We start from the raw sequence: 21,375 nt of genomic DNA on the forward strand, positions 1-21,375 counted from the left end.
CATGACCGGATCACTGCTCGGGGTGCGCCCGCACCCCGGACGACCGCCCGTCCTCGACGCGGGCCCGGGCGGCGATGCCGCCGGCTGGACCGAGCGCCACGGCGACGCGCTGCGCGACCTGCTCGACGACCACGGTGTCGTGCTGGTGCGCGGGCTCGGCCTGCGCACCGTCGCCGACGTCGCCGGTGTGGCCGCCAGGCTGGGGACCGGCAGCTACGTCGAGTGCGAGGCGATCGCCGCCCGGACCCTGCTGTCGGACGGCGTCTACTCGGCCACCCCGTGGCCCGCGCGCCAGCCGATGTGCGCCCACCACGAGCTGTCCTACGTCCTGGACACGCCCGCCACGCTGCTGTTCGCCTGCCTGCGTGCACCCGAGACCGGCGGCGCCACGCCACTGGTCGACACCAGCCGGGTCGCGGCGGACCTGCCGCCCGCACTCGTCGACCGCGTCGAGCGCGAGGGCTGGATCCTCACCCGCTCCTACGGCGACGACATCGGCGCCTCCTGGGAGCAGGCGTTCGGCACCGCCGACCGCGACGCCGTCGAGCGTTACTGCCGGGCCAACGCCATCGGCACGGTCTGGACGCCCGACGGCGGGCTGCGCACCCGCCAGCGCCGGCACGGCGTGCTGATGCACCCGGTCACCGGGCAGCGGGTCTGGTTCAACCAGATCGCGTTCCTGTCGGAGTTCGCGATGGACCCCGAGGTCCGCGAGTTCCTGCTGGAGATGCACGGCCCGGACGGGCTGCCGTTCAGCACCCGCTTCGGCGACGGCTCCCCGGTGCCCGAGGCGGTCGTCGACGAGATCAACGCCGCGCACGACCGGCACGCCGTCCGCGAGCCCTGGCAGGACGGCGACCTGCTGGTCGTGGACAACCTGCGGTTCGCCCACGGCCGCGACCCCTACACCGGTGACCGGCACGTCGTCGTCGCCATGACCGACGGCGTCGCCGTCCCCGCCTTCGAGGGAGCCCGATGAACGCCCCGGCCGAGTCGGTCCCCGCCTTCTCCGTGATCTCCGGCGCCCAGGTGGCGCGGGCGCTCGGCGGGCGGGAGAAGGAGCTCGTCGAGCTCGTCGAGGACACGTACCGGGTGCACGGCGCCGGCGCGACGGTGAACCCGCCGTCGTACTTCCTGCGGTTCCCCGACCGGCCGTCGTCGCGGATCATCGCGCTGCCCGCGTCGCTGGGCGGCACCGGTGACGACACCGGCGTCGACGGCATCAAGTGGATCTCCAGCTTCCCGGAGAACGTCGCCCGCGGCGTCCCCCGGGCCTCGGCGGTGCTGATCCTCAACGACCCCCGCACCGGCTACCCGTACGCCTGCCTGGAGAGCTCGATCATCTCCGCGACGCGCACCGCGGCGTCGGCGGCCTCGGCGGCCGACCGGCTCTCGCGCGACCGGGCCCGCCCGCGTCGCGTCGGGTTCGTCGGGACCGGGCTGATCGCCCGCTACATCCACCAGTTCCTGGTCGGCACCGGATGGACCTTCGACGAGGTCGGCGTGTTCGACCTGTCGGCCGACTCCGCCGAGGGGTTCCGGGGCCACGTCGAGCGCACCGCGCCCGGCGCGGTCCGGATCCACGACTCCGCCGAGTCGCTGGTCCGCGGCAGCGACCTGGTGATCTTCGCGACCGTCGCGGGCACCCCGCACGTGCACGACCCCGCCTGGTTCGACCACCACCCGCTGGTGCTGAACGTGTCGCTGCGCGACCTGTCCGCGGACATCGTGCTCAGCGCCTTCAACGTCCTCGACGACGTCGAGCACTGCCTCAAGGCCGACACCTCCCCGCATCTGGCCGAACAGGCCACCGGGAACCGCGACTTCGTCGACGGCACCCTCGACCAGGTGCTCGACGGCACGCTGGCCGTCCCCACCGACCGCACGGTCGTGTTCTCCCCGTTCGGCCTCGGGGTCCTCGACCTCGCCGTCGGACGGTTCGTCCACGCCGAGGTCGCCCGCGCCGGCGAGCTGCACACCGTCGACGACTTCTTCCACGAGCTGAGCCGGCACGGCTGAGCCGCCACCACTGGTACACGAGGGGTCGACGATGACCGTCATCTCCGCACCCGAAGACTTCAACACCAACGACCTGTACGTCGACCTGACCGGGGTCCTCGGACTGTCGGTCTACCTCAAGTGCGAGGGCTTCAACTTCGCAGGATCGGTCAAGCTCAAGGCCGCACTCGGCATGGTCACCGACGCCGAGCGGCGCGGCCTGCTGCACCGCGGATCGGTGCTCGTGGAGTCCTCCTCGGGCAACCTCGGCGTCGCGCTCGCCATGATCGCGGCGAGCCGGGGCTACCGGTTCGTCTGCGTCACCGACCCGCGCTGCAACCCGGCCACCCACCGGCTGATGGAGGCGCTCGGCGCGGAGGTCCGCGTCGTCGACACCCCCGACGCCGCCGGGGGCTTCCTCGCCACCCGGATCGCGCTGGTCCGCTCGCTGGTCGCCGGCGACGACCGCTACGTCTGGCTCAACCAGTACGCCAACCCGGAGAACCAGGGCTCGCACCAGGTCACGACCGGGCCGGAGATCGAGGCGGCGTTCCCGCAGCTCGACGTGGTCTTCGTCGGCGCGGGCACGACCGGCACGCTGATGGGCTGCGCCCGCTACTTCCGGTCCCGGCCGCGTCCGGTCCGGGTGGTCGCGGTCGACGCGGCCGGGTCGGTCACCTTCGGCGACCGGCCGACGCCCCGGATGATCCCGGGGCTGGGCACCAGCGTCCGCCCGGAGGCGCTCGACGAGTCCTACATCGACGACGTCGTGCACGTCGCCGAGCCCGACACGCTCGAGGCGTGCCACGCCCTGGCCCGCCGCGGGTTCCTGTTCGGCGGGTCGACGGGCACCGTCGTCGCGGGGGCCGCGGACTGGCTGCGCCGCCACGGCGACGCGACGACCACGGCCGTCGCGCTCGCCCCGGACATGGGGGAGCGCTACCTGGACACGGTCTACCGGCCGTCGTGGCTGGCCGAGCACTTCGGCCCCGAGGCGGCGGCCGGGATGCCGCAGCCGCGCGAGGCCACGATCACCGAGTTCACGCCCGCCGGCGTGGTCACCGAGATCCTGCCCGGTGGTCCGGCCCTGGTCGCGGGGTCCCGCTGATGGCCCGCACCAGGACCCCGCGGGCCCCGCTGGTCCCGCCGCGGCGCGAGGCACCGGCGGAGACGGCAGCCGGGTCGTCGTCGTCCCGGCCGACGCCCTACCGCCGCGAGAACGCACCGCGGGAGCCGGCCGGCGGAGCCCCGGGTGCCGTCGAGGACGCTTCCGCGACGACGGCGCTGCCCGCGGTGACTCCGTCGCCGGCCGGTGCGGCTCCGGCGCGGGGCGACGAGCGACCCCCGGTGCGCGCCGCAGACCCGGCGTCGCCCGGTACCGGTCCCGCTGAGCTGTCGCGGCCCGCCGAGCCGTCGTCGCGCTCCGGCACGCCGGACCGGGCACGGTCGCGACGGCGGGGACTGCTGCCGCCGCCGGGTGCGGTGACCCGGGCCGAGCCCGCCGCGTCGACGGCGGGTCCCGGTGCCCCGGACGGTTCCGGTGCTTCCGGTCCTTCCGGGGTGGAGGACACCGTGCAGACGCGACCGCGCACCGGCGCCGACCCGCGCGGCGGCACCGACGCGCAGCACGGGACCGAGCCGCGCACCGCGGCCGGGGCACGCACCGGAGCCGAGACACGCAACGGCACCGACGCACGCGCCGGGACCGAGCCGCGCGCCGGGGCCCACCGCACCGCGACCCCGACGTCGCTGCCGACCTCACCCCGCACCGGCACCCCGGCCACGTCCACGACCCCGGTTCAGGGTCCGGCGAACGGCGCGAAGGGCAGGAACGCTGCGCGCGGCGCGGTGTCGGCCACGACGCCCGTCGGACCGTCGGCGGTCACAAGGACGGCGCCCGTCACCGGCTCGTCGGCCCTGCCCACCCGGTCCACACCGCCGGGCGCGCCGGCACCGTCCCGCCCGTCCCCGGCCACCTCGGCGATCCCGCCGGTGCCGCCGGTGCCGCCGACGGCGTCCGTGCCCACCCCCGCACCGGCCCCGCAGCGGTCCCCGGTCGCACCCCCGCGCCCGGCCCCGACGGGGTCCGGCCCGGAGCTGCCGGCCGGGTTCGACGGTCCGGTCCCGCCCGGGGCGCCCCGGCCGGACCGGACCGCGGCCCCGGCCCCGCCGACCGCCCCCGCGGCCGCACCGAACCCGGCCGCGACACCGGAACCCGTCCCGTCCGGGTCGGACCGCAACGGCCCCCTGGCGGAGATCGGCGCGACCCTGCGCCGTCGCCGCGCCCCGGTCACCGGAGCCGTGCTGCTCGCGGCCGCGGGCGCCGCGGGCCTGGCCGTGCTCTTCCCACCACCCGCCGTCGCGACGACGTCGGTGCAGGTCGGCTCGGTCGGCACCGCCGACCCCGGGCCGGCCACCGCCCGCGCGCTCGCCGCGGCCGGCAGCGCCGCCTTCACCGATCGCGTCGCCCAGCTGACCGGCTCCACCGTCACCGACGTCGCCGGGCGCCTCGTGCTCACCGCACCCGAACCGGGTGTGGTCGCCGTCCGCGCCACCGGCACCGACGACGCGAGCGCCACCGCGCTGGCCGACGACGCGGTCACCGCCCTGCGCGAGCGCATCGGCGCCCTCGACGCCGCCGTCACCACCGGCGGCACCCAGCCGCTGCGCGCCGAGATCGACCGGCGCGCCGCCGACGCCCAGGCCACCGGCAGCTCCGGCACCACCGGGACCGACCCGGTCGCCGAGCAGCTCGGCCGGACGCTGGCCGACCGGACCGGGCAGGTCACGGTCGTCGTCGACGGGCCCGCCCCGGTCGTCGCGCCGGGGGTCCCGACCGCGTGGTGGGTCGGCGGGGCGGCCGGTATCGGCGCCGGTGCGGCGCTGCTGCTGGCCGGTCTCGGGGTGCCCGCGGTCCGCCGCGGCCGCGGGCTGCTGCCCGAGGCCCACCCCGAGGACCGGCTCCGGGCCCGGCTCGACGTGCCGGTGCTCGCCCCGGGCACCGCCCCGGACGCGGTGCCGCGCCTGGCCGGTGCCTACCGCGACCTGCTGCGCCACGTCGACTGCCTCACCGTCGTCCAGCTGACCCGCGAGCCCGCCTGCGACGTCGCGTCCGAGCTGGTCAAGGCGGCCGCACTGGTGGGGGACCGGCGCGAGTACCGCGACCTCACCCCCGGCGCCCCGGCGACGACCGTCGCCCCCGGAGCGCCGGTCGTGCGGGCCCTGCGGGTCCCGCGGCTCGCGCACGAGGACCTGCGCGCCGTGCGCGACGGCGGGCCGAGCGTGCTCGTCGTCGAGACCGCTGCGACGACCACCGAGGACGTCGTGACGGCCGTCGCCGCGCTGCGGGCGGTCGGTGCGCCGACGCTGCTCTGCCTGGTCTGGCCGGGACGCCTGCCCCGGGACCCGGCCCGCGTGCCGCTCCCCGCGGACGCCCGGACCCGGTCGCAGCACCCGTGAGGCGGGCCGGGTCGGTCGAGTGCGCCGTCGTCGGGCTGGGTGTGCTCGGCGCGGCGTCGCTGCTCGCGCTGGTCCGCGCCGGGGTGTCCTGCGTCGGGCTGGAGTCCGGGCGCGTCGGCCACCCCGACGGGGGTTCCGGCGGCGAGACGCGGATCTTCCGCACCGCCGTCGCGACCGGGCCGGACCACGTCCGCCTGCTCGACCGCAGCCGTGAGCTCTGGACCGGGCTGCCCGGCGCGCCGTTCACCGCCTGCGGCGCGCTCACGCTCGGCGCCCGCGACGACCCGCGGGTCCGGGCGGTCGCGCTGCCGGGCCGGACCACCGTGCTCGACGCGGCCGCGGCGGCCGTGCGCTGGCCCGCGCACCTGCTCGGCGCGGACGAGGTGGCCGTGCTCGACCCGGGCGGCGGGCTGCTCGACGCCGGCACCGCCACCCGCGGGCTCGTCGCGGAGGCCCGCCGGGCCGGAGCGGCCGTCCGGGAGGGCGTCACCGTCCTCGGCATCGGCAGGCGGCGCGGGCGCGGCGTGCTGCACACCGTCGACGGCGAGACCGTCGCCGACAACGTCGTGATCGCCACCGGCCACGGCGCCGGTCTCGTCCCGGGCGCCATCGGGATCGAGCAGCGCCGCGTCGTGCTGAGCTGGTTCGGGGTGCGGGACCCCGCCCGGTTCGCGCCCGCGGTCTTCCCGCCCGGGATCCACACCGCGGCACCGGTGCACACGTTCTTCCCCGCCGTCGACGGCGCCACCGTCAAGATCAACCACCAGCAGCCGCAGCCCCGCGTCCACTCGCCGGCCGACCACCACCCGTGGGTCGAGGCCGGCTACACCCGGGACTGGGCCGGTGCGGTCGCCGCGCGCCTCGCCGGGATGTCCGACCGGCCCGCCCGGCTGGAGTCCTACGTCGAGGGCTACACCCCGACCCGCCGCGGGATCGTCGCGCTCGCCCCGTGGGAGCCGCGCACCGTCGTCCTCGGCGGGTTCTCCGGGCAGGGCTTCAAGTACGCCCCGGCCGTCGGCGAGCTCGTCGCCGACCTGGTGCGGACCGGCCGGTCCGGGTCGCCGGCGTTCACCCCGGCGCTCGCGGCCGGGGGCTGAGCGGCCCGCTTCCCCGGATCCGCCCCGGGGTGCGATCGTGGGTGCCGTGCGAGCGCAGCTGATCTCCCGTGCCGACCTCGACTTCCTGCTCCACGACTGGCTGCGGGTGGTCGAGCTCTGCGACCGCGAGCGCTACGCCGAGCACGACCGCGACACCATCGACGCCGTCGTCGACCTCGCCGCACAGGTCGCGACCGAGCACTTCGCGCCGCACCGCAAGGTCTCCGACACCCGCGAGCCCGAGTTCGACGGCGAGCGCGTCACGCTCCCCGACGAGGTCCGCGCCGCGCTGAAGATGCTGGGCGACACCGGGATCGTCGGCGCCGGGCTCGACGAGCGGGTCGGCGGGATGCAGCTGCCCGCCGTCGTCGTCCAGGCGTGTTTCGTGTGGCTGCACGCCGGCAACGTCGCCACCGCCGCCTACCCGATGCTCACCGTCGCCGCGGCCAACCTGCTGCTCGCCCACGGCAGCTCCGAGCAGGTGCAGACGTGGGTGCGCCCGATGGTGGAGGGCCGCTACTTCGGCACGATGTGCCTGTCCGAGCCGCAGGCCGGGTCGTCGCTGGCCGACGTCACCACCCGGGCCGAGCCGCGCGACGACGGCACGCACCGGCTCACCGGCACCAAGATGTGGATCTCCGGCGGCGAGCACGAGCTGGGGGAGAACATCGTCCACCTCGTGCTGGCGAAGATCCCCGGCGGACCGGCCGGGGTGAAGGGCATCTCGCTGTTCGTGGTGCCCCGGGTGCTGGAGAACGGCGAACGCAACGACATCGCCCTCGCCGGGCTCAACCACAAGATGGGCTACCGCGGCACCGTCAACACGGTGCTGAACTTCGGCGAGGGCCGCGCGACCCCGGGCGGGGAGGCGGGCGCCGTCGGGTACCTGGTGGGGGAGCCGCACACCGGTCTCGCCCAGATGTTCCACATGATGAACGAGGCCCGGGTCGGGGTCGGGGCGGGTGCCACCGCACTCGGCTACGCCGGCTACCTGCTGGCCCTCGACCACGCCCGTACGCGCACCCAGGGCCGCCCGGCCGGGGCGAAGGACCCGGCGAGCCCGCAGGTGCCGATCGTCGCCCACACCGACGTGCGCCGGATGCTGCTCGCGAGCAAGTCCTACGTGGAGGGTGCGCTCGCGCTGAACCTGTACTGCGGGCGGCTCCTCGACGAGGAGCGCACGGCGGGGACCGACGAGGAACGCCGCCGGGCGCACCTGCTGCTGGAGGTGCTGACCCGGGTCGCGAAGAGCTGGCCGTCGCAGTGGTGCCTGCACGCCAACGACCTCGCCATCCAGATCCACGGCGGCTACGGCTACACCCGCGACCACGACGTCGAGCAGCTCTACCGCGACAACCGGCTCAACCCGATCCACGAGGGCACCCACGGCATCCAGGGCCTGGACCTGCTGGGCCGCAAGGTCGTGATGCAGGGCGGCGCCGGGCTGACGCTGCTGCGGGAGACGATCGGGCAGACCGTGGAGCGCGGACGCGCGGTCGGCGGGGAACTCGCCGCGCACGCCGACGCCGTCGCGGCGGCCGTGGACCGGGTCGTCGAGGTGACCGGGATCGTGCACGGCCAGGACGACCCGGCGCTGGCGGTCGCACACTCCTCGGTCTACCTGGAGGCCGCCGGGCACGTCGTGCTCGCCTGGATCTGGCTGGAGCAGGCGCTCGCCGCCGAGGGCCGCGACGGCGACCTCTACGAGGGCAAGCGTGCCGCGGCCCGCTACTTCGTGCGCCACGAGCTGCCCCGCACCGGCCCGCAGCTGGACCTGCTCGCGTCGCTGGACCGGACCACGCTCGACGTCCGCGACGCCTGGCTCTGACCCTCCTCAGCCGGGGAACACCGGGACGCACGCCCCGGTGGCCCGGCCGTCGGGGTGCAGCAGCCACCCCATCCGCTTGCGGGTCCGCAGGATCACCGAGGTGTCCACGATCTGCGCCTGCGGCAGCGACCGCTCCAGTGCCGACTGCATCCCGACCAGCTCGCCCAGCGAGTGCGTCCACGCCGTGACCAGAAGGTTCTCCGGCCCGGTGAGCGACAGGCACAGCCGCACCCGCGGATCGGTACGGACCCGGCGCACCGCGTGCTCGACCGCGGCGGTCGGCAGCCGGATCCACCACGTCACGCAGATCGGCCACCGGGTCAGCAGCTGTGCGACCTCGCAGCGGAACACCAGTGCCCGCGAGCGCACCAGCGCCGACAGCTGCCGGCGCACCGTCGACGCCGGCCGCCCGACCCGGTCCGCGAGCTCCGCGGCGCTCGCCCGGCCGTCGGCGCACAGCTCCCGCACCAGCGGCGCGTACACCGGCCCCCGCAGATCGACACCCGCCGCCTGCGGTGTCGTGTCCGCCCGGCGCAGCGCGCGCACGGCCGCGACCTGCCGGGTGTCGAGCGCGTCGAGCCGCCACCGGCTGCCCTCCCGGTGCACCCGTGACGCCAGGTGCGTGCGCACCGACGCGACCCCGGCCACCCGTCCGATCCGGTCCAGCACCAGCCCCGACAGCTCCGTGAACGACGCCGCGTTCACCGTCAGCAGCAGGTCCCGGCCGCGGGCGGCGTACTCGATGGTCATCACCGACGGCTCGGAGTCCAGCGCCGCGACGACCCCGGCGAGCCACCCCGGCGCGCAGTCCACCTCGACCAGCGCCACCTGCATGGCGTCCTCGCCGACCACCGGATAACAGCTGATCCACGCGTGCCCGGACCCCTGCAGGCGGGCCCAGCGCCGGGCCAGCGTCACCGGCGCCGCATCGAGCACCGGGCCGAGCCCGGCCCAGCTCGCGCGCGGGTGCAGCTGCAGCGCGTGGACGAGCGCGAAGTCGTCCTCGGACAGCGGATGACGGTCGGTTCCGTCCACGGGGCCCCCGATCCGGATCGGATCCGTCGATGTTACGTGCCGTAACGCGCGGGCTCCGAGACTCGGGCAGGACCTCCGGCGGGCAGCGTGGCCCGCCGGTACGACCCGAGGGGACGCTTGTGGATCTTCGTGACGACGCCCGGTCGCTGCAGCCGGATCTGGTGCACCTGCGCCGGGAGCTGCACCGTGACCCCGAGGTCGGGCTGGCCCTGCCCCGGACCCGTGACCGGGTCCTGGCCGCGGTGCAGGGGCTCCCGCTGGAGATCACCGAGGGGACGACGACGACGTCGGTCACCGCCGTCCTGCGCGGCACCGCCCCGGGCGCCGGCGCGGACGCCCCGGTGGTCCTGCTGCGCGGCGACATGGACGGTCTCCCGGTCGCCGAGGGCTCCGGCGAGGACTTCGCCGCGCGGACCGGCACCATGCACGCCTGCGGCCACGACCTGCACACCGCGGCGCTGGCCGGGGCCGCGCGGCTGCTCAGCGCCCACCGCGACCACCTCGCCGGCGACGTCGTGTTCATGTTCCAGCCCGGCGAGGAGGGCTTCGACGGCGCGGGCCACATGCTCGCCGAGGGCGTCCTGACCGCCGCCGGACGGCGCGTCGACCACGCCTACGGCCTGCACGTGTTCGCCAACCGGATGCCCGCCGGGCTGGTCACGACCCGGCCCGGGGTGTTCCTGTCCGCCTCGCACGCGCTCGACGTCGTCGTGCACGGGGCGGGCGGCCACGGTTCCAACCCGCACACCGCCCGGGACCCGATCGCCGCGGCCGCGGAGATGATCACCGCCCTACAGACGATGGTGACCCGCCGCTTCGACATGTTCGACCCGGTCGTGCTGACCGTCGGCGTCGTCGCCGCGGGCACCCGGCGCAACGTCATCCCCGACACCGCCCGCTTCGAGGCGACCGTGCGCAGCTTCTCCGACGCCCACGCCGCGACGCTGCCGGTGCTGGTCCGCGAGGTCTGCGACGGTGTCGCCGCCGCGCACGGCGTGCGCGCCGAGGTCGTCTGGACCGACGAGTACCCGCGCACCGTCAACGACGCCGACGAGGCCGGGTTCGCCGCCGGGGTGTGCGCCGAGCTGCTCGGCGAGGACCGGTTCCGGCTCGCACCGAACCCGGTCAGCGGCTCCGAGGACTTCTCCCGGGTGCTCGCCGCCGTCCCGGGCGCGTTCCTCGGGATGGGCGCCTGCCCACCCGGCGCCGACCCCGACACCGCGCCGATGAACCATTCGCCGCTCGCCCGCTTCGACGACGGCGTCCTCGCCGACGCGACCGCGCTGTACGCCGCGCTCGCCACGACACGCCTCGCCCCGGCCGCGGGGGTGGCGGCATGACCGAGCGCACCGAGCGGCGTCGCACGATCCTCGGGATCGGCGCCGGCAACGCCATGGAGTGGTTCGACTGGAACGTCTACGCGACGTTCTCGGCGTTCTTCGCCCCGCAGTTCTTCGCGGGCGACGACACCGGCACCGCCCTGCTCAAGACCCTCGCGGTGTTCGCCGTCGGGTTCGTCGCCCGCCCGTTCGGCGGCTTCCTGTTCGGCTGGATCGCCGACCGCCGCGGCCGGAGGCTGTCGATGGCGCTGTGCGTGGCGACCGCCGCGGTGGGCAGCCTGGTGATCGGGCTCGTCCCGACCCACGCCGTCATCGGCATCGCCGCACCGGTTGTGCTGGTCCTGGCCCGGCTGGCGCAGGGCCTCGCGCACGGGGGCGAGCTGCCCGCCGCGCAGACCTACCTCGCCGAGATGGCCCCGCCCGCACGGCGCGGGCTGTGGTCGAGCCTCATCTACTTCTCCGGCACCGCGGGCATCCTGGTCGGGACGGTGCTCGGAGCCGTCCTGTCGAGCGTGCTCACCCGCGAGGAGATGGCCGCCTACGGCTGGCGGGTGCCGTTCGTCCTGGGCGGGCTGTTCGGGCTGTACGCGCTGGTCATGCGGCTGCGGATGCGTGAGTCCGACACCTACTCCCGGGAGGAGGAGGCCCGCACCGCGACGCCGGGCCGCCCGTCGCTGTGGCGCCAGGTCCTGGCCCGCCCGAAGGCGCTGGCCCGGGTGGTGTTCCTGACCAGCGGCCTGACCGTCGTCTACTACGTCTGGTCGGTCGCGGCCCCGGCGTACGCCATCACCGCGCGCGGGGTGGACCCGGCGGCGGCGCTGTGGGCCGGCGCCGGTGCGCTGGCGGTGTTCATGGTGCTGCTGCCGCTGTGGGGCGCGGCCTCGGACCGGTTCGGTCGCCGCCGCACCCTGCTCGTGCCCGGTGCGGTGCTCGTCCTGGCGCTGTTCCCGCTCGACGCGATGATCCACGACGGGCCGACGCTGTTCGTCGCGATGACCGTCGCGCTCGCGCTGATCGGGGCGGGCTGCGCCGTCGGGCCCGCCCTCTACGCCGAGATGTTCCCGACCGGGGTGCGCGCCGCCGGGCTCGGCGTTCCCTACTCGATCTCGGTCGCGTTGTTCGGCGGGACCGCCCCCTACCTGCAGACGCTGTTCGCCGAGATCGGCAGGCCCGGCCTGTTCCTCGGCTACGCGATCGTGCTGCTGCTGGTGTCCGGGCTGACGGTGTACCTGCTGCCCGAGACCCGGGGGATCGACCTCGCGACCGCGGGCCGCGACGGGGCCGAGCCGGCCGCGCACGCGACCACCCCACGGGTGCGGTGACGGCCCCGGACGGAGGTGCGGGTCACGCTGTGTGCCCCCGTCCGGCGGGAAGATCGCGGCGAACGGGTGCGTTGCTCCCCCTGTGCGGGGGACGGGTGTGTGGCTGGTGTGCCGGCGGGTGATCGACCTGTGCCGCCGTCCGGCCACGGGCTGTCGGCGCTGACCGCCGACCACACCCGTACCGCACCTCCTGGGGGAACCCGTGTCACTCGTCGTCCGTGCCGCACGCGCCTGGCAGCGCCCGCGCGTGTTCGCACTGCTCACCGTCGCCGGGCTCGTGCTCGGCGCACTGCTCGGGCTGACCGCCCGGGTCACCGGGTCCGCGGGTCTCGCGACCACGCTGGACACCGTCGGCGGACTGTTCACCGGCCTGCTGCAGTTCACGGTCGCGCCGCTGGTGTTCCTCGCGATCGTCGTCGGCATCGTCAGCCTGCGTGACCTCGGCGGCGGCCGCACCGCGGCCCGGCTCGGCGGGCGCACCGTCGCCTGGTTCGCCGGGACCTCCCTGGTCGCGGTACTGATCGGCATCACGATCGGATTGATCGGGCGGCCCGGTGAGGGCGTCACGATCGCCGCCGACCCGGCCGACGTCGAGGCCGTGGGCGCGCGGACCGCGGGGTCGTGGGAGGCACTGCTGTCGAACCTGGTGCCGGACAACCCGGTCGCCGCGTTCGCCGACGACAACGTGCTCCAGGTCGTCGTCGCCGCGCTGCTCGTCGGCGCCGCCGCCTACGCGCTGGGGGAGAAGGCCGAGCCGTTCGTCGCGTTCTCCCGCTCGGCGTTCGAGATCGTCCTGACGGTCATCCGCTGGATCGTCGTGCTCGCCCCGATCGGCGTGCTCGGCCTGATCGGCACCGCGTTCGCCACCTACGGCAGCGGCGTCGTCTCCTCGCTCGCCGGGCTGATCGGCACCGTTTACCTCGGTTGCGCGATCGTCCTGTTCGGTGTCTATCCGCTGCTGCTGAAGGTCGTGGCCGGGATCGGGCCGCGCCGTTTCTTCGGCACCACCTGGCCGGTGCTGCAGTTCGCCTTCGTCTCCCGCTCGTCCGGCGCCGCCCTGCCGATGTCCCGTCAGGCCGCGATCGACCTCGGCGTGGACCGCAACTACGCCGGGTTCGCCGTCCCGCTGGCCACGACCACCAAGATGGACGGCTGCGCCGCCGTCTACCCGGCGCTCGCGACGATCTTCGTCGCGCACATCTCCGGGGTGCAGCTCGCGGTGTGGCAGTACCTGGTGATCGTCGCCGTCGCGGTGTTCGGGGCGCTGGCCACGGCCGGGACGACCGGCTGGTTCACCATGCTGACCCTGACCCTCGCCGCGGTCGGGATGCCGCCCGCGGTGATCGCGGCCGGGATCGCGGTCGTGATCGGCATCGACCCGATCCTCGACATGATGCGCACCGCCACCAACGTCGCCGGGCAGATCACCGTGCCGACGCTCGTCGCGGCGCAGGAGGGGATCCTCGGGCGCGACGCCGCCGATCCCGTCGACGCCACCGCGGCCACCGAGGCCACCGCCTCCGTCGAGGGTGCGACGGCCGGCCGGGTGTCGGCCACCTCCGCCTGACCCCGGTCGCGCACCGGCCCGCCGCGCCCGTACCGCGGCGCCGGTCCGGGATCGATCAGTACCTCGGCGCCGCCCCGGCGGCGCCGAGGTGCCGATCGACAGTGGCGCGCCGGCCGAGGAATCTCCGTGGTCGGCGTGACCCGGGTCGCACCGCCCCGTGGCAGTCAACACTGACTGTTTCCTGCTACCGTCGTGGCGAGCCGACGGCCCCGTCCCGGGCGCCGTCCACCGTCGCGAAGGAGCGAACACCGTGCGAGACGCAGTCATCGTCGAGGCTGTACGCAGCCCGGTCGGCAAGCGCAAGGGCGGCCTCGCCGGCATCCACCCCACCGACCTGTCGGCCCACGTGCTGCGCAGCCTGGTGGAGCGGTCCGGCGTCGACCCGGCGCAGATCGAGGACGTCATCTGGGGCTGCGTGTCCCAGAGCGGCGAGCAGACCTTCGACATCGGCCGCAACGCCGCGCTGGCCGCCGGGTTCCCCGAGACCGTCACCGGCGTGACCGTCGACCGCCAGTGCGGGTCCAGCCAGCAGTCCGTGCACTTCGCCGCGGCCGGTCTGATCGCCGGGCACTACGACGTGGCCGTCGCCGGTGGCGTCGAGTCCATGACCCGGGTCCCGATGGGCTCCTCGCGCCAGGACCAGGACCCGCTGGGCAACGACTTCGCCGAGCGCTACGGCGTCGCGCCGAACCAGGGTGTCGGCGCCGAGATGATCGCCGAGAAGTGGGGCTTCTCGCGCCAGCGTCTCGACGAGTTCGCCCTGCAGTCGCACGAGCGCGCCGCCGCCGCGCAGGACGACGGCCGGTTCGACGGCCAGATCGCCCCGATCGCCGGCGTCACCGCCGACGAGGGTGTCCGCCGCGGCGGCACCCTGGAGGGTCTCGCCCAGCTCAAGACGGTGTTCAAGGACGCCGACCAGGGCGGCGTCATCCACGCCGGCAACTCCTCGCAGATCTCCGACGGCTCGGCCGCGCTGCTCATGACCACCTCCGAGAAGGCCCGCGAGCTGGGCCTGACCCCGATCGCCCGGGTGCACACCGCGGTGCTGGCCGGGGCCGACCCGGTGATCATGCTGACCGCGCCGATCCCGGCGACCGAGAAGGCGCTGAAGCGCTCCGGCCTGTCGCTGGACGAGATCGGCGCCTTCGAGGTCAACGAGGCCTTCGCCCCGGTGCCGCTGGCCTGGCTGGCCGACATCGCCGACGACGACGGCGACGTCGCCGCCCTGCTCAACCCGAACGGCGGCGCGATCGCGCTCGGCCACCCGCTCGGCGGCTCCGGCGCCCGGATCATGACCACCCTGGTGCACCACATGCGGGACAACGGCATCCGCTACGGCCTGCAGACCATGTGCGAGGGCGGCGGCCAGGCCAACGCCACCATCCTCGAGCTCCTCTGACACCCGCTCCCCACCCGGAAGGAACAGACAGAACATGGACATCAACGGTTCCGTCGCCGTCGTCACCGGCGGTGCGTCCGGCCTGGGCCTCGCCACCACGGAGAAGTTCGTGGAGCTCGGCGCCAAGGTGCTGATCATCGACCTGCCGTCGTCGCAGGGTGAGGCCGTCGCGGACAAGCTGGGGGAGAACGTCCGCTTCGTCGCCGCCGACGTCACGGACGAGCAGCAGGTGACCGCCGCCCTCGACGCCGCCGAAGAGCTCGGTGCGGTCCGCGTCGCGGTCAACTGCGCCGGCATCGGCAACGGCATCAAGACCTACGGCAAGAAGGGCCCGTTCCCGCTGGACGGGTTCACCAAGGTCGTCACCGTCAACCTGATCGGCACGTTCAACGTGATCCGGCTCGCCGCCGAGCGGATCGCGAAGTCCGAGCCGGTCGACGGCGACCGCGGCGTCATCATCAACACCGCCTCGGTCGCGGCGTTCGAGGGGCAGATCGGGCAGGCCGCGTACTCGGCGTCCAAGGGCGGCATCGTCGGCATGACCCTGCCGATCGCCCGCGACCTGGCCGACCTCGGCATCCGGGTCTGCACCATCGCCCCGGGCCTGTTCGAGACCCCGCTGCTGGCCGGGCTGCCCGAGGACGTCAAGACCTCGCTGGGCAAGCAGGTGCCGCACCCGTCGCGGCTGGGGCAGCCCGCGGAGTACGGCAAGCTCGCCGCCCACATCGTGGAGAACCCCATGCTGAACGGCGAGACGATCCGTCTCGACGGCGCCATCCGGATGCAGCCCCGCTAGTCACGACCACCCGAGGGGAGGGGGCGCCGTGAAGCGCACGCTCTACGAGTCCGACCACCAGGACTTCCGGGAGGCGTTCCGCGCCTTCGTCGAGAAGGAGATCGTCCCGCACGAGGCGCAGTGGGAACGTGACGGCGCCGTCGCGCGGGAGTTGTTCACCACCGCCGGTGCGAACGGCTTCCTGGGCATCGACGCGCCCGAGGAGTTCGGCGGCGGCGGGGTCCAGGACTTCCGTTTCAACGCCGTCATCAGCGAGGAGCTGCTGCGTGTCGGCGCCGCAGGGTCCGGCCTCGGCCTGACCCTGCACAACGACATCGTGCTGCCCTACCTGCTCACCTACTGCACCGACGAGCAGAAACAGCGCTGGCTGCCGGGCGTCGTCAGCGGCGAGACGATCCTCGCCATCGCCATGACCGAACCGGGTATCGGCTCGGACCTGGCGTCGATGTCGACGACCGCGATCCGCGACGGCGACCACTACGTCGTCAACGGTGCGAAGACCTTCATCACCAACGGGATCAACGCCGACCTGATCGTCGTCGCGGTCAAGACCGACCCGTCGCAGAAGCACAAGGGCATGAGTCTGCTCGTGCTCGAGCGCGGGATGGAGGGCTTCGAGCGGGGCCGCAACCTCGACAAGCTCGGGATGCACGCCCAGGACACCGCGGAGCTGTCCTTCACCGATGTGAAGGTCCCGGTGGAGAACCTCCTCGGGCCCGAGGAGGGGAAGGGCTTCGTCCAGCTGGTCGAGAAGCTGCCCCAGGAGCGGCTGTCGATCGCGATCGCCGGTGCGGCGGCGGCCCGGGCGGTGCTCGACGGGACCCTCGCCTACGTCAAGGAGCGCAAGGCCTTCGGCTCGCCGGTGGGCTCGTTCCAGAACTCGAAGTTCGCCCTGGCCGAGATGGACACCGAGATCGACCTCGCCGAGCACTACGTCGACGACTGCGTCCGCGCGCTCAACGCGGGCGAGCTCACCGCCGTCGACGCGTCGAAGGCGAAGTACTGGTGCACCGAGCTGCAGGGCCGGGTCGCCGACCGCTGCCTGCAGCTGCACGGCGGCTACGGCTACATGAGCGAGTACCCGGTCTCCAAGGCCTACGCCGACGCCCGCATCACCCGGATCTACGGCGGCACCACCGAGATCATGAAGGAGGTGATCGGCCGGGGTCTGGGACTCTGAGCCGATGACCGACAGGCGATCATGACCACATCATGAACACCGAACCCACTCCGGTGGTCAGGAGCCGGGCGCAGCGGTCCTCGGACAGCCGCGCCCGGATCCTGGACGCCGCCGTCGCCTGCCTCATCGACGGCGGCTACTCCGGATCCACGACCTTGACCATCCAGTCGGCCGCCGACGTCTCGCGCGGCCGGCTGCTGCACCACTTCCCCAGCCGGGACCGGCTGCTGGTCGCGGCGGCGCAGCACCTCGCGGTCAAACGCGTCGCCGACACCGAGGAACGCGTGCGACGGGTGCTCGACGCCGACCAGGTCGGCCTGTTCGAACGCGCCGACCGGGTCATCGAGCTGCTGTGGGAGAGCTTCTCCGAGCCGCACTTCTGGGCGGCGGTGGAGCTGTGGACCGCGGCCCGGTCCAACTCCGAGATCGCCGAGGCGCTGCGTCCCGAGGAGAAGCGGCTCGGTGCGGCGATCCGCGCGTCGATGGCCCGCATGTTCGGCGAAGAGCTGGCGGACCGCCCGCGGTTCAAGCAGCTGCGCGACCTGCTGCTCACCTCCATGCGGGGGACCGCGCTGACCTACACCTTCGACCCGCGCGACCCCGCGGGCGACGCGATGCTGCCCCAGTGGAAGGACCTGGCGCGGGTGCTGCTGGGGCCGTGACCCGGCTCAGGTGCCGAAGCTCAGCCCGAACGGCGGCGTCGCGCCCTCGGCGGCGACCGGCGGTGCGGGGCGCCGGACCGCCACCCGGTCGCGGCCCGCGTGCTTGGCCTCGTAGAGCGCGGCGTCCGCGGCGGCCAGCAGGCCGTCGAGGTCCGTGCCGTGGTCGGGCGTCGTCGCGACCCCGACCGACACCGACAGCCCGGTGACCAGCCCGGCTGTCGCGGTGTCGACCTGCAGCGCACGCACGCCCCGCCGGATCCGCTCGGCGACCTCGCGGGCGCGGGCGGCCGGGGTGTCGTCGGTGCGCATCCCGCCGAGCGCGACCACGAACTCCTCGCCGCCGAACCGGCCGGCCAGGTCCTGGTCGCGGACCTCGGCGGTGAGGACGTCGGCGACGGCCTGGAGCACGTCGTCGCCCGCCAGGTGGCCGTACCGGTCGTTGACCGCCTTGAAGTGGTCGAGGTCGAGGATCAGCACCGCGGCGGCCCGGTCGGTACGCGTGTCGCGCTCCAGCATCTGCCGGCTGCGCCAGCGCCACGCCGCCGGGTTGAGCAGCCCGGTCTTGGCGTCGGTGTCGACCTGCGCCTCCAGCTGCCGCACCAGGGTGGTCTGCTCGACGACGAGCAGCGGCAGCACCGCGAGCAACGCGAACCAGGGGGAGGTGTTGGCGAGCACGACCGCGACCAGCCCACCGATCGACAGCGTCGCCAGCTCCAGGCCGATGTCGCCGCCCAGCAGGATCGTGAGGAACCGCGAGCCCGGTGCGGTCAGCCGCAGCACCGACACGATCAGGAGCGTGTTCACCGCCGTGTAGGCGACCAGCGCGCCCAGCACCAGCGCCGCGTTCTGCGGGGTCGCCGGCGCCCCGGCCCGGCCGTCGACCAGCGCGAGCAGCCCCGCGACGGCGTGCACGGCGAGCAGCACCGTGGCCGCGCTGTAGACCTGGCGGTGCGGCGGCGTGCCGCTCGGGCGGGCCACCCGCAGGTAGAGGTGCAGGTAGTTGACGACGACGACGACCGTGGCGAGCCCCGGCGGCAGCAGCAGCGCGGCCGCGAAGGTCCACACCGAGGTCATGTTGATGTAGCGGGTCGCGGCGATCCGGCGCCGCAGGCGCTCGGCGTTGACCGACAGCTCGGTGTGCACCGCGGCCACCAGCACCAGCAGCCCGCAGAGCAGCACCTCGGTCCGTACCGGCGGGTCCCCGGTGAGCAGGCCCGCGACGACCGCGGCCACCGCGGCGGTCTCCACGACCAGGACCAGCAGCAGCGGGCGCAGCGGCAGGCCGAGCAGCGACCGGGCGTCCGGCGCACGACGGCGGCGACCGGCCGGGTGCGGTGCCACCGGGCCAGAGGTCACGTCGTCTGCCTGTTCGTCGGCTGCGTCAGGGGATGGACCGAGGCTACCCGCGGGTAAGGCAAGCCTTTGCCGTTCGTCCCCCGGTGGCCGGAATCCGCGCCGAACGGCCCGGAACCGACGGCGAACGCCTCAGGTCCACGTTAAATCGTGACGGAGCGTTGTCCGTCGCTTACTCTGGCCACGTCATCACTCGATCGTGGAGCACGCCGTGCGTCCTCACGTGCGGAGCGCAACGGCGTCCGTTCCGGGACGGGAAGAAGCACTCCGGTCGAGGGGGGATCGCTCGTGCGCAACTGGGACTGGTGAACCGTCATCGGCGCCGCGCGGGACACTCGGTCGTCCCGCGCGGCGCCGCCGTTCCGCGCCGTCGCGCGGCCGGGGGTGCCACCGGCCGGCGCGCTCACGCCCCGGGTGGCCCGCGAGGCCCTCTCATCAGATCTGATGACGCGCGGGCGGGACATGCGACACCCTCGTGTGGCGGTGCGTGCACCGTTGCGCCTTGTACTCCCAATGGGTGACACCTGCGTCACGTCGCGGCGCTGACCAGTGCGGACGGTCCCTCGGGGCCGGGCCCCGGCGATCACCCCCTAGGCGGGACCTCCACTTTCGTGTTGCAGTTAGCCTCGCCTTATCTGAGGCGTGCCGAAGCTACGAGAGGACAGTGATGGCGAACCCCGCGAACGCGAACCCCCACTCCACCCCGGAGGTACTCGACGTGGTGGGGGTCGGGTTCGGGCCGTCGAACCTCGGCATCGCCATCGCCCTGCTCGAGCACAACGCGACGGTCCCCGCCGACGCGCGGGTGAGCGCCCGCTTCGTCGAGCGCCAGGAGCGGTTCGGCTGGCACCGCGGGATGCTGCTCGAGGACGCGACCATGCAGGTCTCGCACCTCAAGGACCTGGTCACGCTGCGGAACCCGACCAGCGGCTTCTCCTTCCTGTCCTACCTCCACGACCGGGACCGGCTCGCCGACTTCATCAACTACGGCTCGTCGTTCCCGACCCGCCGCGAGTTCCACGACTACCTGGAGTGGGCCGCGGCACGGGTGGGGGAGATCAGCGCGGCCGCCGGGTCGGCGGTGACGGTCGACTACGGCAGCGAGGTCCTCGAGATCGAGCCGGTCCGCGGCGGGAACGGCGTGGAGCTCGTCGACGTCGTCGTCCGCACCGGGGACCGGGTGGAGCGCCTGCGCGCCCGCAACGTCGTCCTCGCCTGCGGGCTCACCCCCGTCCTGCCGCGCGGGATCACCATGGGCGGTCGCGTCTGGCACAACCGCGACCTGCTGTTCCGCACCCGCGAGCTCGCCGGGACCGAGCCGACCCGCTTCGCCGTCGTCGGCGCCGGACAGAGCGCCGCCGAGACCGTCGAGCACCTGCACCGCACCTTCCCGACCGCCGAGGTGCACGCGGTGTTCGCCCGCTACGGCTACAGCCCCGCCGACGACACCTCCTTCGCCAACCGGATCTTCGACCCGGCCGCCGTCGACGACTTCTACACCGCGCCGGACGAGGTCAAGGACCGCATCCTCGGCTACCACGCGAACACCAACTACTCCGTGGTCGACCCGGAGCTCATCGAGGGCCTCTACCGCACCCACTACCACGAGCGGGTCGCCGGGACCGAGCGCCTGCGCTTCCGCAACGTGTCGCGGGTGGCCGACGTCGTCGACGTCGGGGACCGGGTGGAGCTGGCCGTGGAGTCGCTGATCGACGGCTCGCGCGAGGTCATCACCGCCGACGCCGTCGTCTACGCGACCGGCTACCGCCCCGCCGACCCGCTGTGGCTGCTGTCCGGCGGCCTCGACGAGGCCTGCGCCCGCGACGCCCGCGGCCGGCTCGACGTGCACCGCGACTACCGGCTCGGCACCACCGCGCTGGCCGACGGCACCGCGGTGCGGGCCGGCTTCTACCTGCAGGGGCCGACCGAGCACACGCACGGCATCACCTCGACCCTGCTGTCCAACATCGCGGTCCGGTCCGGCGAGGTCGTCGCCTCGCTGACCGGCGCCCCCGTGCCGTCGACGGCGCCGACGCCCGTCGTCGTCTGAGCGCGACCCCACCCGTTCCGCCGATCCCAGGGAGAGCCATGTCCACGAACCCCTTCGACGACCCCGAGGGCAGCTTCTACGCGCTGGTCAACGACGAGGGCCAGTACTCGCTGTGGCCCGCGTTCGCCGAGGTCCCCGCCGGCTGGACGGTCGAGCACGGGCCGGCCGACAAGCCGTCGTGCCTGTCCTTCGTCGAGACGCACTGGACCGACCTGCGGCCGCGCAGCCTGCGCGAACGCGCTGCCGGCTGACCCGTCCCACACCGCCCGTCCTGCACCACCACCCCTGG

17 protein-coding genes are annotated in these 21,375 nt (G+C 74.4%); 15 read left to right on the top strand and 2 right to left on the bottom strand.

The features are described from left to right. Nucleotide 1 precedes the first annotated feature (1 nt). The 6 genes from ATL51_RS02260 to ATL51_RS02280 are packed head-to-tail and all read left to right on the top strand — an operon-like array spanning nt 2 to nt 8,382. On the top strand, nt 2-979 hold the full coding sequence (locus ATL51_RS02260) for a TauD/TfdA family dioxygenase (protein ID WP_100877492.1): 978 nt from the start codon (nt 2-4) through the stop codon (nt 977-979). Then, complete coding sequence (sbnB, locus tag ATL51_RS02265) at nt 976-2,019, top strand: 2,3-diaminopropionate biosynthesis protein SbnB (protein WP_100877493.1); 1,044 nt, start codon at nt 976-978, stop codon at nt 2,017-2,019. Before ATL51_RS02260 ends, sbnB begins: the two co-directional genes overlap by 4 nt. A gap of 31 nt (nt 2,020-2,050) precedes the next feature. Beyond that, the gene (sbnA, locus tag ATL51_RS02270; RefSeq protein ID WP_100877494.1) at nt 2,051-3,106 is read left to right on the top strand and encodes a 2,3-diaminopropionate biosynthesis protein SbnA; all 1,056 of its coding nucleotides are present in this window, start codon (nt 2,051-2,053) and stop codon (nt 3,104-3,106) included. Next, nucleotides 3,106-5,457, top strand: a complete 2,352-nt coding sequence (locus ATL51_RS28565; protein WP_167409944.1) for a hypothetical protein — start codon at nt 3,106-3,108, stop codon at nt 5,455-5,457. The genes sbnA and ATL51_RS28565 overlap by 1 nt, the downstream gene beginning before the upstream one ends. Then, nucleotides 5,454-6,554, top strand: a complete 1,101-nt coding sequence (locus ATL51_RS27965; protein ID WP_157818199.1) for an FAD-dependent oxidoreductase — start codon at nt 5,454-5,456, stop codon at nt 6,552-6,554. The genes ATL51_RS28565 and ATL51_RS27965 overlap by 4 nt, the downstream gene beginning before the upstream one ends. Before the next feature lie 46 nt (nt 6,555-6,600). After that, nucleotides 6,601-8,382, top strand: coding sequence for an acyl-CoA dehydrogenase (locus ATL51_RS02280; protein ID WP_100880424.1), 1,782 nt, complete (start codon nt 6,601-6,603; stop codon nt 8,380-8,382). A 6-nt stretch (nt 8,383-8,388) separates the two neighbouring features. Here ATL51_RS02280 and ATL51_RS02285 read toward each other — a convergent pair whose 3' ends face one another. Further along, on the bottom strand, nt 8,389-9,417 hold the full coding sequence (locus tag ATL51_RS02285) for an Lrp/AsnC family transcriptional regulator (protein WP_301548855.1): 1,029 nt from the start codon (nt 9,415-9,417) through the stop codon (nt 8,389-8,391). 119 nt (nt 9,418-9,536) lie between these two features. Here ATL51_RS02285 and ATL51_RS02290 point away from each other — a divergent pair, with 119 nt between their 5' ends. The 7 genes from ATL51_RS02290 (at nt 9,537) to ATL51_RS02320 (ending at nt 17,683) form a co-directional block, all read left to right on the top strand. Continuing rightward, nucleotides 9,537-10,757: a M20 metallopeptidase family protein gene (locus ATL51_RS02290; RefSeq protein ID WP_100877496.1), complete on the top strand. Its 1,221-nt coding sequence runs from the start codon at nt 9,537-9,539 to the stop codon at nt 10,755-10,757. Continuing rightward, nucleotides 10,754-12,079, top strand: coding sequence for an MFS transporter (locus ATL51_RS02295; RefSeq protein ID WP_100877497.1), 1,326 nt, complete (start codon nt 10,754-10,756; stop codon nt 12,077-12,079). The genes ATL51_RS02290 and ATL51_RS02295 overlap by 4 nt, the downstream gene beginning before the upstream one ends. Nucleotides 12,080-12,281: 202 nt before the next feature. Then, the gene (locus ATL51_RS02300) at nt 12,282-13,646 is read left to right on the top strand and encodes a dicarboxylate/amino acid:cation symporter (protein WP_100877498.1); all 1,365 of its coding nucleotides are present in this window, start codon (nt 12,282-12,284) and stop codon (nt 13,644-13,646) included. A gap of 250 nt (nt 13,647-13,896) precedes the next feature. After that, the gene (locus ATL51_RS02305) at nt 13,897-15,045 is read left to right on the top strand and encodes a thiolase family protein (protein ID WP_100877499.1); all 1,149 of its coding nucleotides are present in this window, start codon (nt 13,897-13,899) and stop codon (nt 15,043-15,045) included. Nucleotides 15,046-15,079: 34 nt separating this feature from the next. Continuing rightward, nucleotides 15,080-15,841 carry a 3-hydroxyacyl-CoA dehydrogenase gene (locus tag ATL51_RS02310; protein ID WP_073574552.1) on the top strand — a complete coding sequence of 254 codons (762 nt, stop codon included), beginning with the start codon at nt 15,080-15,082 and terminating at the stop codon, nt 15,839-15,841. Nucleotides 15,842-15,869: 28 nt separating this feature from the next. Beyond that, nucleotides 15,870-17,021, top strand: coding sequence for an acyl-CoA dehydrogenase family protein (locus ATL51_RS02315; RefSeq protein WP_100877500.1), 1,152 nt, complete (start codon nt 15,870-15,872; stop codon nt 17,019-17,021). A gap of 32 nt (nt 17,022-17,053) precedes the next feature. Further along, on the top strand, nt 17,054-17,683 hold the full coding sequence (locus tag ATL51_RS02320; RefSeq protein ID WP_100877501.1) for a TetR/AcrR family transcriptional regulator: 630 nt from the start codon (nt 17,054-17,056) through the stop codon (nt 17,681-17,683). A 6-nt stretch (nt 17,684-17,689) separates the two neighbouring features. Here ATL51_RS02320 and ATL51_RS02325 read toward each other — a convergent pair whose 3' ends face one another. Further along, nucleotides 17,690-19,039, bottom strand: coding sequence for a GGDEF domain-containing protein (locus tag ATL51_RS02325; RefSeq protein WP_301548856.1), 1,350 nt, complete (start codon nt 19,037-19,039; stop codon nt 17,690-17,692). A 664-nt stretch (nt 19,040-19,703) separates the two neighbouring features. Between ATL51_RS02325 and ATL51_RS02330 the strand changes: the two genes are divergently transcribed. Continuing rightward, on the top strand, nt 19,704-21,086 hold the full coding sequence (locus tag ATL51_RS02330) for a lysine N(6)-hydroxylase/L-ornithine N(5)-oxygenase family protein (protein WP_073574555.1): 1,383 nt from the start codon (nt 19,704-19,706) through the stop codon (nt 21,084-21,086). A gap of 38 nt (nt 21,087-21,124) precedes the next feature. Next, a complete protein-coding gene (locus ATL51_RS02335; RefSeq protein ID WP_062395825.1) occupies nt 21,125-21,337 on the top strand; it encodes an MbtH family protein in 213 nt (70 codons plus the stop codon). Nucleotides 21,338-21,375 lie beyond the last annotated feature (38 nt).

It is taken from the genome of Pseudonocardia alni, assembly GCF_002813375.1.
Taxonomy (GTDB): domain Bacteria; phylum Actinomycetota; class Actinomycetes; order Mycobacteriales; family Pseudonocardiaceae; genus Pseudonocardia; species Pseudonocardia alni.

Coding starts and splice junctions, on each gene's coding strand:
- ATL51_RS02335 (WP_062395825.1), top strand. CDS start 21,125: ATGTCCACGAACCCCTTCGACGACCCCGAGGGCAGCTTCTACGCGCTG.
- sbnB (WP_100877493.1), top strand. CDS start 976: ATGAACGCCCCGGCCGAGTCGGTCCCCGCCTTCTCCGTGATCTCCGGC.
- ATL51_RS02320 (WP_100877501.1), top strand. CDS start 17,054: ATGAACACCGAACCCACTCCGGTGGTCAGGAGCCGGGCGCAGCGGTCC.
- ATL51_RS02310 (WP_073574552.1), top strand. CDS start 15,080: ATGGACATCAACGGTTCCGTCGCCGTCGTCACCGGCGGTGCGTCCGGC.
- sbnA (WP_100877494.1), top strand. CDS start 2,051: ATGACCGTCATCTCCGCACCCGAAGACTTCAACACCAACGACCTGTAC.
- ATL51_RS02330 (WP_073574555.1), top strand. CDS start 19,704: ATGGCGAACCCCGCGAACGCGAACCCCCACTCCACCCCGGAGGTACTC.
- ATL51_RS28565 (WP_167409944.1), top strand. CDS start 3,106: ATGGCCCGCACCAGGACCCCGCGGGCCCCGCTGGTCCCGCCGCGGCGC.
- ATL51_RS02295 (WP_100877497.1), top strand. CDS start 10,754: ATGACCGAGCGCACCGAGCGGCGTCGCACGATCCTCGGGATCGGCGCC.
- ATL51_RS02260 (WP_100877492.1), top strand. CDS start 2: ATGACCGGATCACTGCTCGGGGTGCGCCCGCACCCCGGACGACCGCCC.